Consider the following 15,785-nt stretch of genomic DNA (forward strand, 5'->3'; position numbering starts at 1 on the left):
TGACCTCAAGTCGACTTCAAGTCGCAAGATGCTCTCCGCGTCACGGCTGCGCAAGCGACAAGGAGGCTCGAATGAACGCCATCTGCTCCGTCAACGACGACCAGGCCCGGCGCTGGAACGGTCTTGCCGGCCGGGCCTGGGTGGACATGCGCGCCGTGGTGGACGGCATGTTCCAGCCCATGGCCGATCTGCTGCTCGCGGCCGTCTCGGCCGCCGGAGCCCGGGCTGTGCTCGATGTCGGCTGCGGCACCGGCGCGGTCTCGCTCGGCATTGCCGCGCGCCTCGGCGCGGCCGGCCGGTGCCTCGGCATCGACATTTCCGCGCCGATGATCGCCGCGGCCCAGGCGCGCGCTGCGCTGGACGGCCTCCACGCGGCCTTCCTCCAGGCCGATGCCCAGACCTACGCTTTCGCGCCGGCAAGTTTCGACATGATCGTCTCGCGCTTCGGCGTGATGTTTTTCGAGGATCCCGTCGCCGCCTTCGGCAATCTCCTGGCGGCGGCGCGGCCGCGCGCGGCGCTGCGCCTCCTCGCCTGGCGCGGCGCCGACGCCAATCCGTTCATGACGACCGCCGAACGGGCCGCGGCACCGCTGCTGCCCGACCTGCCGCCACGGCCGGCGGACGGGCCCGGCCAGTTCGGCTTTGCCGATGCCGCCAAGGTCCGGCGCATTCTCGAGGCAGCCGGCTGGACCGCGGTCGACATCCAGCCGGTCGCATTCACCTGCGCGCTGCCGGACAGCGAGCTCGGCCGCTATCTCATCCGCTTCGGTCCGCTCGGCCAGCTCCTGCCGGACATGGCGGAGGCGACCCGGGCGCCGATCGTCGCGGCCATGCGCGCGGCCTTCGAGCCCTATCGCCATGGCGGCGATATCCGCTTCACCGCCGCCTGCTGGTCGATCGGCGCCCGCGCGCCGGGTTGACCGGTGACAAAGGCCTCTCAGGAGCCGGCCTTGCCGCGCCGCGGCGTCAGCCGTCCGCCCAACGGACTCTGGGCCACGCGCTCCTCGATAGCTTCGTGCCCGTCGGTGCCGGCGAGCGCATGCCGGAAGTTCTCGGCATAGTCGCGCGGCATGCGCGGCGGCAGCATCGGCTCGGCGGCGTCGACCTCGGCCTCGATCACCACCGGCCCCTCGGCGGCGAAGGCGGCGTCGAGCATGGGTTCGAGCTCGTCGGCCGTCCGGATGCGGAAGCCCCGGCCGCCCATGGCCTCGGCCGCCATGGTGAAATCGATCGGCTGCAATTCGCAGCCGAACTGGGGATTGCCGAGGAACATCATCTGCTCCCAGGCGATCTGGTTGAGCATGTTGTTCTTGATCACCAGCAGCTTCAGCGGGATCTCGTAGCGGACGGCGGTGGAGAACTCACCGAGCTGCATGGCGAAGCCGCCGTCGCCGACCACCGCGCAGACCGGCCGGCCGGGAAAGGCCAGGCCGCCGGCAATGGCGTAGGGCAGCCCGCAGGCCATGGACGCGAGGGCGCCCGAGACCTGGAAATCCTGGCCGGCGCGCAGCGCGACATGGCGCGCCGCGAGCTCGGTGTTCTGGCCGGAATCGGTGGCGATCAGGGCATCCGCCGGCAGGCGCCGGCCGAAGGCGGCGACCACCGTCTGCGGCTTGAGCGGCCCGTCGCCGCTGCGCTCGGCGCGGGCCATGGCGGCCCGCCATTTCTCCATGCCGGCCTGGGCGGTCTGCAGGAACGAGCGGTCCGCCTTGCGGGTGAGGCGCTTGTTGAGCTGGCGCAGCGTCGCCTTGACGTCGCCGACGAGGCCCGCCTCGACCGGAAAGCGCAGGCCGATGCGGTCTGCCGCGCGATCGATCTGGACGCCGCGCACCCGCGCGGGGTCGGGATAATATTCGAGATAGGGGAAGGACGAGCCGACGATCAGCAGCGTGTCGCACTGTTCCATCGCCTCCTGCGAAGGCAGCGTGCCGAGAATGCCGATGCCGCCGGTCGCATGCGGGTGGTCGTCGGCCAGCACGGCCTTGCCGAGCAGCGCCTTGGCCACCGGCGCGCCGAGCAGTTCGGCCGTCTCGGCGAGCTCGGCGGTGGCGTGCATGGCGCCGCGGCCGGCGAGGATCGCGACCCGCGAACCGGCATTGAGGATGTCGGCGGCGCGGGCGAGCTCGTCCTCGTCGGGCAGCCTCTGGCCGTCGAACCAGCGGTTCGGCGCGTGGCCCGGGCGGTTGCGGCGCGAGCGCAGCGCTTCGGCGAGGTGATGGTCCTGCACGTCGTTGGCGATCGAGAGGTGCGCGACGCCGCGATGGGCGAGGGCCGACCGGCAGGCGAGCGAGGCGAGATTCTCCATATGGGCGGCATCGGCCACCTGGGCGTTGAAGATCGCGACATCCTGGAACACCCGGGTGAGGTCGACGTCCTGCTGCGTGCAGGTCTCGATCAGGTCGTGGAACTGCGTGCCGGTAATGGCGAGCACCGGCGCCTGGTCGAGCCGCGCATCATAGAGCCCGGCGAGGAGATGGGCGCCGCCGGGGCCCGAGGTTGCCAGGCACACGCCGAGCCGGCCGGTCCATTTGGCATAGGCGCAGGCCATGAAGGCGGCGGATTCCTCGTGCCGGACCTGGATGAAGCGGATCCGGTCCTGGCGCGTCCGCAGTGCCTCCATGATGCCGTTGATACCGTCGCCCGGCAGGCCGAACACATAGGGCACGTTCCAGGCGATCAGCGTCTCGACGAGGATGTCGGCCGCTGTCGCCGACGGCGGCATCGCGGTCGTCTGGGGCCGGTTCTGAGCCTTTCTCGTCTGTTCACGCACGGTCATCGTCGCTCTCCCTCAGCCAGCCGGGCCGCAGCCGGCCCGTCCTAAGGCGAAGTCGCCAGGGACGGTGCGAGTTCCGGAGGGGGCGGGAAAACGGAGCGTCGGCATGGGCCGCCGGCCGGCAAGGGCCGGTTCGGGCGATTTCGCGCGACGGGCCTTCCGGACCAGTTGACGCGCGGTCGCGAACATGGGTCGCTGTGGGCGATGGGAAAGCGCGAAAGGAATACCAGAATGGGCCGTCTCGAAGGCAAATCCGTGATCATCACCGGGGCCGGCAGCGGCATCGGCCGGGCCGCCTCCATCCTGTTCGCGGCCGAGGGAGCAAGGCTCGTGGCGGTCGACCGGACCGAGCAGGTGCGCGACACGGTGGCCGAGATCGTCAAGGCCGGCGGCACCGCCGAGGCCGTCATGGCGGATGCGGGGGCCGAGGCCGATGTCGCCGCCTTTGTCGCGCGGGCGGTCGAGGCCTATGGCGGGCTCGACGTGATCTGGGCCAATGCCGGCATCAGCGGCGGCCTGGTGCCGCTGGCCGAACAGACGCCCGAACATTGGCAGGAGGTGCTGCGCGTCAACCTGATCGGGCCGTTCCTCGCGGTGAAGCACGCCATGCCGCCGATGATCCGCCAGCGCCGCGGCTCGATCGTGCTGACCGCTTCGGTCGCCGGCCTGAAGGCGGGAGCCAGCGGCCATCCCTATGCCGCCAGCAAGGCCGGCGTCATCAGCCTCGCCCAGACCACGGCCTATTCGCTCTCCGGCACCGGCGTGCGCATCAACGCGGTCTGTCCGGGCCTGATCGAGACCGGCATGACCAAGCCGATCTTCGATGGCGCCCGCGAGCGCGGCACCGAGGACAAGATCGGCCAGCTCAATCCGCTGAAACGCGCCGGCCAGCCGCACGAGCTCGCCGCCATGGGCCTGTTCCTGGCGAGCGACGAGGCCTCCTATGTCAACGGCCAGGCCTTCCCGGTCGATGGCGGCCTGACCGCCTCCATGCCCTATGCCGGCAAACCGATCTGACGGGGCGGCTCAGGACGCCTCCGGCGGCCAGCGCTCGGTATCGTGGTCCGGATGCTGCCGCCTGGTGGCCTTGACGGAGCGGGCGAAGTCCGGCGCCGTCTGTTCGATCGGGCCATGATCGGGCGCCTCGGCGAGCTGGCCGACCTGCGGCAGGCGTTTCGCCTTGCCGAGCTGGAACGCCAGCGGAATGGTCTCGGGCCGGTCGAAGGCGCCGATGGCGACGGCGAGATAGGTGCTGTCGTCGTGGCGGTAGAACAGCGGCGTGCCGCAGCTGGGGCAGAAGCCGCGGGCGACATGCGGCGAGCTGCGGAACGCCGCGGGCGTGCCGCGCGTCCAGGCGAAATGGGCCGTCTCGACGCCGACAAAGGCCATGAACAGGTTGCCGCCGGCCTTCTGGCACATGCGGCAGTGGCAGACATGGGCGTCGCGCCGCAGCGCCTCCGCCCGAAAGCGCAGGGCGCCGCACTGGCAGCCGCCGGTGCGCGCCACGGTCTCCGCGGTTTCCGTCATCGTCCCGTTCCCGTTGCCGTCGAACCGGCGAAGCTTCCGACGATCGCCGCGGCGGTTCAATGAGACCCGGCGGCGCAGGGCACGCCGGGCCGCGCCGGGTCAGGTGAAGCGGCAGAGAAAGAAGTCGTCGCGCAGGTGTCTGCAGCCGACGAGGTCGCCGCCGAACAGGCCCGAGAGATCGTCGGGCGTGATGGCCGAGCGCGCGCCCGGTCGGCGCGGCCCCTGCGAGACATAGTGCGACAGCGCCCGCGTCGGATCGAACACGATGCCGGTCCAGCTGTCGAGGATGCCGCGCGGGTGGAAGGCGACGCGCAGCGGCGGGCCGCGATCGACCAGGAAGCTGATGCCGTCCTCGGTGCGCTGCGTGCCGTCCGACGCCGCCGGCTGCTCGTCCTTGACCCGGGCGATGATGGTCGCGAAACGGGCCTCGTCCTGCGCGAGCCGCGCCGCGACGCCGAGGCGGTCGCCGGCATCGAGCAGAGGCCGTGCGGCGAGCGCGAGGCCGGCGAAGAGGAGCGGCGGCGCGAGCGCCAGGACGAGGCGCAGCAGGATCGGTGCGGTCTTGCGCCTGTAGGCGGCGCGGAGGCCGAGCACGGTGAAGGCGGTGGCGCCGATCAGGAGCAGGAAGGCGATGAGGCCGAGCGCCACCAGCCCGGCCGTCAGCGGCATGCCCCAGCTGTCGAGGAAGCCGGTGGCGAAGACGGCAAGGGCCATGGCGGCGAAGAAGGCCGTGGCCAGAACCAGGAATCCGGCAGGGCGACGGCGAAAGGGTGGGGCGCTATCGGTCATCGAGCCGATCCGTGAACGACAATATGGGCGGCCTCGCGGCAGCGCGGCGGAGAGCCCGCCGCCAGGGCCCATGCTTTCGCCGCCATTGCCGGGCAAGAGACCTTTCCGAGGGTATCGGGAGGGGCCGGCATCATGGCGGAGATCCGAGGCGGCCAGGCTCTGCCATGGTGCCCCGGCCGGCGGCCGGGGGCGGTCGACCGACGCGCGCTCGTCGGCATGCTCGCCCTCGGTCCCCTGGCCTCGGCGGTGACGGCCGAAACGATGGTTCTCGACCCTGCGGCGCTGCTCGCGGAAGTCATCAGCCTGACCGAAGCCCATCATTTCCTGTTCCACAAGCGGCGCGACGGTATGGTCGCGACGCGGCTGGAGGCCTGGGAGATGGCCAAGGTGGTCGCGCGTGCGGCGCTGGCGCGGACGGGCCCGCCGCCCGACGATCAGGATATGCTGGCGGCGGTCAACGGCCTGCTGAAGGCCCTCGGCACGTCGCATACCCAGCTGGTCTCGGCGGAAGAGCAGGCCTTCTGGGCCTTTCGCAGCATTTTCGGCCGGTCACTGGACGAGCCGGCCATGCCGCATGTCGGGGCCTGGTTCGTGCGGCGCGACGGTGGCTGGCGCGTCGCCGAGGTCTACGAAGGCTCGGCGGCCGAGCGGGCGGGCCTGCGGCGCGGCGACACCATGATCGCGGCCGACGGCAGGCCTTTCGCGCCGGTGCGCGCCTTTGCCGGCCGCGCGGCCGCGACGCTGACCTGGCGCAGCGGCGCGGACGAGGCGGAACGTTACGCGCTCGTGCCGATCGCCCAGGACGGCGTCCAGCGCATGATGCTGCGCGCGATGCAGGGCTCGGCCCATGTCGTCGCGCGCGGCTGCGCGCGCATTGCCTATCTGATGCTGCCGACCGGCACGCATCCGGCCTTCCTCGAGACACTGACCGTTGCGGCGCGCCGCTTCGCGACCAGTTCTTCGGCCATGGTGCTGGACCTGCGTGGCGGCTTCGGCGGTGCCGGGCCGGATTATGCCGCTCCGTTCATCGGCGCCGGCGCGATCTATCGCAAGCCGATGGCGGTGCTGATCGATGCCGGCACGCGCAGCGGCAAGGAATGGACGGCCTTCCTGTTCAAGGCGAGCGAGCGCGCGCCGCTGATCGGGACCGCCACGGCGGGCTCCTTCCTCGCCGGCCAGCCGTTCCCGATCGGCCAGCGCCATATTCTCATGCTCGCCGTATCGGATGCCGGCCCGCCCGGCGTCGACCTCGAAGGGCGCGGTGTTCAGCCCGACATCGCCGTCGACTGGCCGCTGGACATGCGGGGCGAGGATCCGCAATTCGAGACGGCGGTCGACCGGCTCGCCATGACCTCCTGCTGAAAAGACCTCCTGCTGAAAAGATCTCCTGCTGAGAAGATCTCCGGCTGGGCGCCGGCCCGGCGGATGCTATCGTCTGGCCTGCGCCTATTTGCGAGCCAGTCCGGGCCAGGAGGACACCATGCATGAAGCGATGACCGGCGGCTGCCTGTGCGGCGGCGTGCGCTATGTCGCCACCGAGGTCTTCGACGTCGTCTACTGCCATTGCGCCACCTGCCGCCGGCGCAGCGGGGCTCCGGTCTCGCTCAATCTCGTCGTGCCCAAGGCGGCCTTCGCCCTGGTTCAGGGCGAGCCGTCGCGTTTCCGGTCGAGCGCCGTCGGCGAGCGCTGTTTCTGCGGCACCTGCGGCACGCCGCTGTTCTTCGTGGAGGACGACGGGCCTTTCGTCTCGGTCAGCCATGGCACGCTCGACCAGGCGGGCCGGGTCCTGCCCAAGGCGCACCAATGGACCGGCGATGGTCTCTCCTGGTTCGTGCTGCACGACCATCTGCCGCGTTTCGCCGACGGGCGGCTGTCCCACCCCGCGCGGCGCTAGCTTGCCGCCGCCCCGGCGCCGCCGGGGCCGGCCGCCGGATTGTGGCCGGCCGGCAGGGCCCACCTGGCGTTGCGGGAGCCGTGCGAGGGGCGGCCTGGCCCGCTCGCGCGGGGGGCGCCGCCGCCGCGCGCGATCGGGCCAGAGCGCCGGAGCTCCCTGCATTTTCTTGGGGTTGCACCTTTCGGCGCGAGTGATCGAAGATCTCGCCGCTCAGCGATTGGCGGCGCCAGGACATGACCGAGGACGACAGTCAAAGACAGCAGCGCGCACTTCTCGACAACATTCCCGACATGGCATGGCTGAAGGACCGCGACTGCCGCTACCTCGCCGTCAACACGGCCTATCTCGATATTGTCGGCCGTCCCGAAGCCGCCGTCCTGGGGCGGCGGCCGGACGAGATCTGGCCGCGCGAGATCTCGGACGTCTATCTGCGCACCGACCGGGCCGTGCTGAAGAGCGGCCGGCGGCGGCGCTACGAGGAGGCGCGGCCGGACGGCAATGGTGAGCTGCGCTGGTTCGATACGATCAAGTCGCCGATTCGCGACGCCAATGGCCGGATCATCGGCACGGTCGGCATATCCCGCGATATTTCCGAGCGAAAGGCGGCCGAGGGCGAGCTGATCCGCTCGCGCGCCCAGCTGCGCGAACTCACCAACTATCTTCAATCGATCCGCGAGGAGGAGCGGGCGCGCATCTCGCGCGAGCTGCACGACGAGCTCGGCCAGACGCTGACCGCGCTCAAGATGGAGCTCGGCTGGCTGCGCGACCGCATGCCGGCGGCGCCGGAACTGCCGCGCATCCGCGTCGACCGGCTGATGTCGATCGTCGACCAGGCGGTGGTCGACCTCAGGCGCATCGCCGCCGATCTTCGGCCGCTGATCCTCGACGAGCTGGGGCTGGTGCTGGCCGTGCAGTGGCTCGGCCAGAGCCTTTCCGGCCGGCATCCGGATCTTGCCCTGACGCTCTCCTTCGATCGGGAAGATCTTGCCTATTCGGATGATGTCAGCACGGCGGCCTTCCGCATCGTGCAGGAGGCCCTGACCAACATCATCCGGCACAGCCGGGCGCGCCGTGCCGCGATCGGCGTGCGTCACGAGGCGGGCGAGCTGAGGCTCGAGATCCGGGATGACGGGAAGGGCATGGATCTCAATGCCTCCCAGCCGGGGCGGCTGGGGCTTGCCGGCATGGCCGAGCGCGCGCGCATGCTGGGCGGCTCCCTTGCCGTCGACAGCGCCCCCGGCGCCGGCACCACGGTCCGTGTCCGCCTGCCGTTGAAGGCCGGCGGGCCCAGCAGGGAGGCGCAGCGATGATCCGTCTGCTCATCAGCGACGACCACACCATCTTCCGCGAGGGACTGAAGCAGATTCTCGGCGACGAGGACGATTTCGAGATCGTCGGCGAGGCGACCAACGGCGACGAGCTCCTGGCGCTGCTGCCGGCGACGCCCTGCGACATCATCCTGCTCGACCTGTCCATGCCCGGGCGCAGCGGCATGGCGCTGGTGCGCGATGTCGGCGCCACCGACCGGCGCGTGGTGGTGCTCAGCATGCACGAGGAACAGCAATATATCGTCGAGGCGCTGAAGGCGGGCGCGGCCGGCTATGTCACCAAGAACAGCGCGTCCGACCAGCTGATCCAGGCGATCCGCAAGGTGGCGCGCGGCGAGGTCTTCGTCAGCGCGGCGGCCTCCCTCAGGCCGATCCGCGTCGCGCGCGGTGCGCCGGCCGAACTGCCGCACAGCCGCCTGACGCCGCGTGAGCGCGAGGTCTTCGACCTCCTGGTGGCCGGCCGCAAGATATCGGACATCGCCCGCGAGCTCGGTCTCAGCGTCAAGACGGCCAGTACGCACAAGGCCAATCTGCTGGCCAAGATGGAGGCCGAGACGACGGCCGACCTCGTGCGCTACGCGCTGCGCTATCAGCTCGACTGAGTTGGCCGGGCGCCGGGCGCGGCGCTGTCTGCAATTGCTGCAGCGCTTCTAGGACAAATCCGAGAGCCGGCTAGGACAGCGCCGATTTTCGCCCCGCGGGGCCGTCCCTAAGCTTCCATCCGTCCGGGAAGACGGCATGGGAAGGAGGGGACGCATGGACATGGTGATCCGGCGGGTGCGCATCGAGGACGAAAGCCCGCTCGTCGATATCGGCATTGCCAATGGACGCATCGTCGCGATCGAGGAGGCGATCGACAAGGTCGGCGAGCAGGAGATCGACGCCGAGGGCCGGGTGGCGCTGCCGGGTTTCATCGAGCCGCATCTGCATCTGGAAAAGGCCTTCCTGCACCGCCGCCTGCCGCCGCGTTTCGGCACGCTCGACGAGGCGATCCGGGTCACCGGCATCCTCAAGTCCAAGCAGGAGCGGGACGACGTCCTCGATCGTTCGCGCCAGGTGCTCGACATGGCGGTCAGGAACGGCACGGTGGTCGTGCGCGCCCATCCCGATGTCGATCCGATCCAGGGGCTGATCGGGGTCGAGACCGCGCTTGAGCTCAAGGACGAATATCGCGACCTCCTGGATCTGCAGGTGGTCGCCTTCCCGCAGGAAGGCTGGCTGAAGACGTCGGGCGTCCAGGAACTGATGGAAGAGGCGCTCGCCATGGGCGCCGACGTGGTCGGCGGCTGTCCCTACAACGAGCTGAACTGGAGCGATACCTGCGGCCATATCGACCGGGTCTTCGATCTCGCGCTGGCGCGCAACCTGCCGGTCGACATGCATGTCGACTTTGCCGACGACACCAGTGACCGGCGCTTCGCCGCCACCGAATATATTGCGCGCAAGACGATCGAGACCGGCTATCGCGGCCGGGTCGCGCTCGGCCATGTCACGAGCCTCGGCGCGCTGACCACCGAGGCGCTGAAGCCGATCGCGGAGCTTCTGCAGGAGGCCGACATCCACATCGTCACCTTGCCGGCGACGGATGTCTATCTCGGCGGCCGGCGCGACGACGGCAATCCGCGCCGCGGCCTGACCCCGGTCCGGGCGCTGCATGCGGCCGGAGTGAACGTCGCCTATTCCTCGAACAACATCCGCAATGCCTTCACGCCGTTCGGCAGGGCCGACCCCCTGCAGATCGGCAATCTGCTGGCTCATCTCATCCAGTTCGGCACGCCGGAACATCAGGCCGAGGTGCTGAAGATGGGCACCAGCAACGCCGCCCGCGCGGTCGGCCTGCAGGACGAATACGGCCTGGCAGTCGGCAAGCAGGCCGATCTGATGATCCTCGACACGCTGACCGTCGCCGATGCGCTGCTCGACCTGCCGCCGCGCTCCTGGGTGCTGAAGCGGGGCCGCATCACCGTGGTCACCAGGGTCGAGAGTCGCATCTGCCGGGGCTGTGGCCACAGCCACGCCTGACCTTGAGTCTGCCCCGCCGCCGGATCAACCGGCGGCGGAAACAACGACCAAAAAGGGGAAATGCCATGAGGAAACTGCCTGCGGAAGTCGTGGCCTCGGCGCTCGCCGCCACCACCATCTTCACACCGTCACACCTGCCGCCCTGGGCGATCTTCATTGCCTGGGCCGGCACCTTCGCCGCCGGCGGGCCGAAGCCCGAGGTGCTGAAGAAGATCTGGACGACCATGCCGATCGGCACGGTCTTCGCCTTCCTGATCGTGATGGGCTTCAAGTTTGCCGGCCAGCATCTGCAGGGCGCCGCCCTGATCGCGGCGCAATGCGCCATCCTGTTCACGCTCAACGGCACGATGATGCTGCTTGGCCGCCTGCCGCTGTTCAGCTTCGTGCCCGGCATGTTTTTCGGCTTCGCCTCCTATTTCGGCACGCTGTTCGGCAATTTCGGGCCGATGCCCGGCGATCCGCTGATCGCGCTGGCCGCCACCATGCTGATGAACGCCCTCGGCCCGATCTTCGCCTGGCTGACCGCGCATTTCGGCGCGCATCACCACGCCGAGCCGACCGAGACGCTGCCATCGGCGAAGGAAGCGGTGCGGTAGGCCGGGCGGGCGCCGCCGCATTGGGGGAAAGGAGAGGGCGATGTCGGGATGGAATGCGATCGACGCTTCGCCGGTCGTGCGCGGCGCGCGTCACGATATGGCGGGTGCGCGTCCGGTCGCTGCCGTGGCCAGCACGTTTCCGGACGGTATGCGAACCGGGGCGCAAAGCCATGGGTGGGGCCAGCTCCTGCTCGCGACATCGGGTCTGCTTCTGGCCACCACCGGTGCCGGCGCCTGGATGGTGCCGGCCGGCCACGCGCTGTGGCTGCCGGCCGGGGTCGCATACGACGTCGCGATGCACGGCGACGTCGCCATGCATGTGGTCCATGTCGCTCGCGATGCGGCGCGTGCCCCGGCGCCAGGCTGCCGGGTCATCCCGGTGTCGCCGCTTCTGGCGGCGGTGATCGCGGCCCTCGTCGACGAAACCGCCAAGGCCGGCGACAGCGGTCGCGGCGGTCATCTCGCCGCTCTCGTGCTCGACGAGATCGGCCGTGCCGAGATCGTTCCCCTGGTCCTGCCGATCCCGGCGGACCGCCGGCTTGCCGGGCTCGCCGGGGCGTTGATGGACGATCCCGGCCTGTCGCGCAGCCTCGACGACTGGTGTCTCGCGGTCGGCATGAGCCGGCGTTCGCTGACACGGTCGTTCAGGCTGGCGACCGGCCTTTCGGTCGGCGCCTGGCTGCGCCGGCTCAGGCGCTTCGAGGCTGTCGCGCGGCAGGCCGCCGGCGAGCCGGCCGCGCGCGTCGCGGCCGGCCTCGGCTATCGCAGCCGGTCCGCCTTCAAGGCGATGCTGCGTCGCGAAGCGGCACGCAGCGACCGGGCGCCGCAGTGCCGATAAGAGCGTGGCCGACGGTTGCCGCAGCCTTGGACGGCAATCGCTGGTCGCTGCCTATCGCGTTGCAACAAAAGGAATTTCGGGAAAATCGCATGCAGAAGGTGAGTGAGGTCTCGATGCCCGTCGATAATTGGCATACATTATCCCAAGCGCGGCATTCACGACCGGGCACGGACAGGGAGGCGATCAGGTGGGTAGCGACGATTTCGCAGGGCGCTTGTCGCGCCGCATGCTTCTTGCTGGAACGGCCATGAGCGCCGCCTTCGCCGCGACCGCGCGGTCGGAGGCCGCGCCCGAGCCCGCCGCCCTGGCGCGCTCGACGGCGGGCATGGTCACGAGCCCGCACGACCTGGCGACGCGGGCCGGGCTCGAAGTGCTGAGGAAGGGCGGCAATGCCGTCGAGGCGGCGATCGCGATCGGCGCGACGCTGTCGGTGACCTATCCGCATTTCTGCGGCATCGGCGGCGACTGCTTCATGGTGCTGAGCGATGCCCGGGGCAATGTCCGCACCCTCTCGGGCGCCGGCCAGGCCGCGCTCGACCCGCCGGCCTATCGCGGCGCGATTCCGATCCGAGGGCCGGGCTCGGCGCTGACCGCGGCGGCAGCCGTCGACACCTGGGACCAGGCCTTCGAGTTCAGCCGGAAGAGCTGGAAGGGACAGCTCAGCTGGGCGTCGCTGTTCGAGCGGCCGATCGAATATGCCGCGAAAGGCTTTCCCGTCACGCCGTCGCAGCGCTTCTGGCAGGTGTTCCAGTCCGACAACCTGAAGGACTGGCCGGATATCCGGCGCATCTTCATGGCCAAGGGGCGAATTCCGGAGGTCGGCGAAACCCTGGTGCAGCCGGAGCTTGCCGCGTCGCTGGAACTGATCGCGACCCATGGTGGACGCGACTTCTATGAGGGCAGGCTCGCCGAACGCATTGCGGCCGGTCTTAAGAAGGCCGGCTCGCCGCTCACCCGCGACGATCTCGCGCGCTGCCGGGCCCGCGACGAGGCGCCGCTGCGCGTCGGCTATCGCGGCGGCGAGCTCATCGGCCTCCGCCCGCCGACGCAGGGGCTCACCACGCTCGAGATCATGGGCATTCTCGAACGTTTCGATCTCAGGCAGTATCCGGAAGGTAGCGCCGACCATTATCATCTCATGGTGGAGGCGGTGAAACAGGCCTTTACCGACCGCAACCGCTACATTGCCGACCCCGAATTCGCCGATGTCCCGGTCAACCGGCTGCTGTCGAAGGCCAATCTCGACGCGCATGCCAGGGCCATCCGCATGGAGCGGGCGCGGGCCTGGCCGCACGTGTTCCAGGCCGGCGACACGGTCTATGTCGGCGCCGCCGACCGGCAGGGCAATTGCGTCAGCATGCTGCAGACGGTCTATTTCGACTGGGGCAGCGCGGTGGTCGCAGGCGATACCGGCATTCTCTGGCACAATCGCGGCGCCTCGTTCAGCCTCGATCCGGCGAGCCCCAACGTGCTCAGCCCGGGCAAGCGGCCGTTCCATACGCTCAATCCCGGCCTCTATCTGAAGGGCGGCCGGCCGCATCTGCTCTACGGCACCCAGGGGGCCGACGGCCAGCCGCAGACGCTGGCCGCCGTTCTCACCCGGCTGATCGACTACGGGCTCGACCCGCTTTCGGCGCTGGCGCGGCCGCGCTTCCTGCTCGGCCGGACCTTCTCGGATTCGCGCGACAGCCTGAAGCTCGAACAGGATGCGGGTCCCGAGGTCTTCGCCAGGCTCGCCGAGCGCGGCCATGAGATGAGCCCGATCGCGGCGCAGAGCCCGCTTGCCGGCCATCCTGGTGCGATCCGGATCGAGGCGGATGGCAGCATGACCGGCGCGCATGATCCACGCAGCGACGGCCGCGCGCTCGGCCTCTGAGGGCGGTTCACGCGTCCTCCCAATAGGGCAGGCTCTGGTCCTCGCGGCCGATGAACATCATCACTCGGGGCGTGCCGTCAGGCTTGGGCGCGACCTCGGCGAGGAGACCGAAGCGGCCGGTTTCGGGATATTCGGTGATGTCGGGCGACATGCGCGTGCTCACCGCGAGATAGCGCAGCTCCTCGGTGCCGGTATTGACGATCTGGTGGGCGGTTTCCGGCCCGCCCGCCGGGCAGGCGATGATGTCGCCGTGGCGGATCGGCCAGGTCTCGGCGCCGAGCCGCAATTCGCCGGTGCCGCTGAGGATGAGGAACATTTCTTCATTCACCTGGTGGCTGTGCATCGGAAAGGCGCGCTTGCCCGGCGGCACGGCGGTGACGTTGTAGCCGAGCTTCTTGGCACCGATGCTCGGGCCGATGAAGGCGACCTTGGCGTCATAGCGCTCGGCCGCGGCACCCGTCGGAGCCCGGTCCGGCGGGCGCGGCAGGAAGGTCAGGGCGTCGAGATTGAGGATGGGGCCGGCCATGGTCGTCGTCCTTTCAGCCGCGATAGGGCATGTTCATGTAGGCATCGCCGCGCGCCAGCTCGTCGAGCATCTGGCTGAGCCGCTTGTGGCGGGTTTCCGGGCGCTTCGCCCTGGTGATCCAGCCGATATAGTCGTTGCGCTGGTAGGGCGGCCGGGCCGCGTAGGCGGCCGCGAGCCCACGGGCTTCGAGCGCGTTGGTGACGAAATCGGGAATGGGGTGGATCGCCCGCTTGAGGCGTGACGTCGGATCGCTCATCGCATGTCTGCCAGTGTGGGAGCCGGTCGATCGGCTCCGGAGCACGATAGCCGCTCATACCTGTCAGTTCGTGTCAGGTTTGTTTATAAGGCTGAGCCATGCGTGCGAGTCGGCTCCTGTCCATTCTCAACACCCTCCAGGCGCGCGGCCAGGTGACGGCCCCGGCGCTCGCCGAGGCGCTGGAGGTGTCGGTGCGCACGGTCTATCGCGACATTGACGCGCTGAGCGCTGCCGGTGTGCCGGTCTATGCCGAGCGCGGCGCGGAAGGCGGCTACCGGCTCGTCGACGGCTATCGGGTGCGGCTCAATGGCCTGTCGCCGCGCGAGGCGGAAGCGCTGTTCCTGGGCGGGCTTGGCGATGCCGCCGAGGATCTCGGTCTCGGCGCGGCGGCCGCAGCCGCGCAGATCAAGCTGCTGGCGGCCTTGCCGCAGGAGCAGAGGGCCAGTGCCGAGCAGATGCGGGCCCGTTTCCATCTTGACGCACCGGGCTGGTTCACCGATGCCGACCGGCCTGCCCATCTCGGCGCCATGGCCGATGCGGTCTGGCGCCAGCGTCGGCTCAGGATCCGCTACCGCAGCTGGAAGGGCGAGGTCGAGCGCATCGTCGATCCGCTCGGCATCGTCATGAAGGCCGGGGCCTGGTATATGGTCGGGGCGGTCGACGGGAGCGTGCGGACCTTCCGCATCGGCCGGGTCGAGGCGCTCGAGGTCATCGCCGAAGGTTTCGTGCGGCCCTCCGGCTTCGATCTCGCGACCTATTGGAAGGCCTCGACCGAGCGGCTCGATGCCGAGCTCTATCCGCATGTCGCGGTCGTCAGGCTGTCGCCGCTCGGCCTGCGCATCCTGACGTCGGTCAGCCCGCCTTTCGTGCGCGCTGGCCTGGAGCTTGACGCGCCCGGACCGGACGGCTGGCGGCAGGCCCGGCTGCCGGTCGGGCCTTATCAGCAGGCGGTCTACGATCTCGCCCGCCTCGGCCCGGAGGTCGAGGTGCTGGAGCCGGCGGAATTCCGCGCCGGTCTTGCCGAATTGCTCGCACGGGCAGCGGCGCTTTATCGGACTCGGCGCGGTCGGCCGTCCCGCGCCGGCGGTCAGGGCGCCTTGCGCGCCCGCCGGGCCTGATCGGCGAGGCGCGCCCGTTCCGATTGCCGCAGACGTCGTCCGACGGCGGATGCGCCACCGACCGGCGGTGTGGTCGACGCTCACGTTCTTGGGCCGAACGCAGAGGTCATTCAGGCGTGGCGCGATCCGAGGATAAGTTGCTTTCGATCAGCGGCATCGGGCGCGGGGCGTGCGTGCAGCCGCCGTCGTGATGACGTGCCGTCCCCGGGTGACGGGCAGAAGCTGGTTCGCGATCGGCAGCG

16 protein-coding genes are annotated in these 15,785 nt (G+C 70.0%); 11 read left to right on the plus strand and 5 right to left on the minus strand.

Annotated elements, in window-relative coordinates; all coding sequences use genetic code 11:
* Positions 1 to 71 precede the first annotated feature (71 nt).
* Positions 72 to 920, plus strand: coding sequence for a methyltransferase domain-containing protein (locus tag OZ671_RS06970; protein WP_268860070.1), 849 nt, complete (start codon positions 72 to 74; stop codon positions 918 to 920).
* A 17-nt stretch (positions 921 to 937) separates the two neighbouring features.
* On the opposite strand, the gene OZ671_RS06975 is transcribed toward OZ671_RS06970, so the two are convergent.
* Positions 938 to 2,722, minus strand: coding sequence for a thiamine pyrophosphate-dependent enzyme (locus OZ671_RS06975; protein WP_268860187.1), 1,785 nt, complete (start codon positions 2,720 to 2,722; stop codon positions 938 to 940).
* A gap of 282 nt (positions 2,723 to 3,004) precedes the next feature.
* Between OZ671_RS06975 and OZ671_RS06980 the strand changes: the two genes are divergently transcribed.
* Positions 3,005 to 3,790, plus strand: coding sequence for an SDR family NAD(P)-dependent oxidoreductase (locus OZ671_RS06980; RefSeq protein WP_268860071.1), 786 nt, complete (start codon positions 3,005 to 3,007; stop codon positions 3,788 to 3,790).
* A 9-nt stretch (positions 3,791 to 3,799) separates the two neighbouring features.
* Here the strand turns inward: OZ671_RS06980 and OZ671_RS06985 are convergent, their stop codons facing one another.
* Positions 3,800 to 4,300, minus strand: a complete 501-nt coding sequence (locus OZ671_RS06985; protein ID WP_268860072.1) for a GFA family protein — start codon at positions 4,298 to 4,300, stop codon at positions 3,800 to 3,802.
* Positions 4,301 to 4,399: 99 nt separating this feature from the next.
* Complete coding sequence (locus OZ671_RS06990) at positions 4,400 to 5,089, minus strand: hypothetical protein (RefSeq protein WP_268860073.1); 690 nt, start codon at positions 5,087 to 5,089, stop codon at positions 4,400 to 4,402.
* Between the two features lie 132 nt (positions 5,090 to 5,221).
* On the opposite strand from OZ671_RS06990, the gene OZ671_RS06995 reads away from it, so the two are divergent.
* From OZ671_RS06995 to ggt, 8 genes are all read left to right on the plus strand, one after another.
* Entirely contained in the window at positions 5,222 to 6,451 is a 1,230-nt protein-coding gene (locus OZ671_RS06995; protein WP_268860074.1) for a S41 family peptidase, read from the plus strand.
* Between the two features lie 118 nt (positions 6,452 to 6,569).
* Positions 6,570 to 6,983, plus strand: coding sequence for a GFA family protein (locus OZ671_RS07000; protein ID WP_268860075.1), 414 nt, complete (start codon positions 6,570 to 6,572; stop codon positions 6,981 to 6,983).
* 233 nt (positions 6,984 to 7,216) lie between these two features.
* Positions 7,217 to 8,293, plus strand: a complete 1,077-nt coding sequence (locus OZ671_RS07005) for a PAS domain-containing sensor histidine kinase (RefSeq protein ID WP_268860076.1) — start codon at positions 7,217 to 7,219, stop codon at positions 8,291 to 8,293.
* The gene (locus OZ671_RS07010; RefSeq protein ID WP_268860077.1) at positions 8,290 to 8,913 is read left to right on the plus strand and encodes a response regulator transcription factor; all 624 of its coding nucleotides are present in this window, start codon (positions 8,290 to 8,292) and stop codon (positions 8,911 to 8,913) included. Before OZ671_RS07005 ends, OZ671_RS07010 begins: the two co-directional genes overlap by 4 nt.
* Positions 8,914 to 9,067: 154 nt before the next feature.
* The gene (locus OZ671_RS07015) at positions 9,068 to 10,333 is read left to right on the plus strand and encodes an amidohydrolase family protein (RefSeq protein WP_268860078.1); all 1,266 of its coding nucleotides are present in this window, start codon (positions 9,068 to 9,070) and stop codon (positions 10,331 to 10,333) included.
* Between the two features lie 65 nt (positions 10,334 to 10,398).
* A complete protein-coding gene (locus OZ671_RS07020; protein WP_268860079.1) occupies positions 10,399 to 10,929 on the plus strand; it encodes a DUF1097 domain-containing protein in 531 nt (176 codons plus the stop codon).
* A gap of 40 nt (positions 10,930 to 10,969) precedes the next feature.
* Positions 10,970 to 11,767: an AraC family transcriptional regulator gene (locus tag OZ671_RS07025; RefSeq protein ID WP_268860080.1), complete on the plus strand. Its 798-nt coding sequence runs from the start codon at positions 10,970 to 10,972 to the stop codon at positions 11,765 to 11,767.
* Between the two features lie 247 nt (positions 11,768 to 12,014).
* Positions 12,015 to 13,643, plus strand: coding sequence for a gamma-glutamyltransferase (gene ggt, locus OZ671_RS07030; protein WP_268860081.1), 1,629 nt, complete (start codon positions 12,015 to 12,017; stop codon positions 13,641 to 13,643).
* Between the two features lie 7 nt (positions 13,644 to 13,650).
* Here the strand turns inward: ggt and OZ671_RS07035 are convergent, their stop codons facing one another.
* Positions 13,651 to 14,169: a cupin domain-containing protein gene (locus OZ671_RS07035; RefSeq protein ID WP_268860082.1), complete on the minus strand. Its 519-nt coding sequence runs from the start codon at positions 14,167 to 14,169 to the stop codon at positions 13,651 to 13,653.
* 13 nt (positions 14,170 to 14,182) lie between these two features.
* Positions 14,183 to 14,425: a YdeI/OmpD-associated family protein gene (locus tag OZ671_RS07040; RefSeq protein WP_268860083.1), complete on the minus strand. Its 243-nt coding sequence runs from the start codon at positions 14,423 to 14,425 to the stop codon at positions 14,183 to 14,185.
* 98 nt (positions 14,426 to 14,523) lie between these two features.
* On the opposite strand from OZ671_RS07040, the gene OZ671_RS07045 reads away from it, so the two are divergent.
* Positions 14,524 to 15,543 (plus strand): helix-turn-helix transcriptional regulator, encoded by a 1,020-nt coding sequence (locus OZ671_RS07045; RefSeq protein WP_268860084.1) that lies wholly within the window; start codon positions 14,524 to 14,526, stop codon positions 15,541 to 15,543.
* Positions 15,544 to 15,785: the final 242 nt, after the last annotated feature.

This window comes from Phreatobacter sp. AB_2022a (assembly GCF_026847585.1).
Lineage (GTDB): Bacteria > Pseudomonadota > Alphaproteobacteria > Rhizobiales > Phreatobacteraceae > Phreatobacter.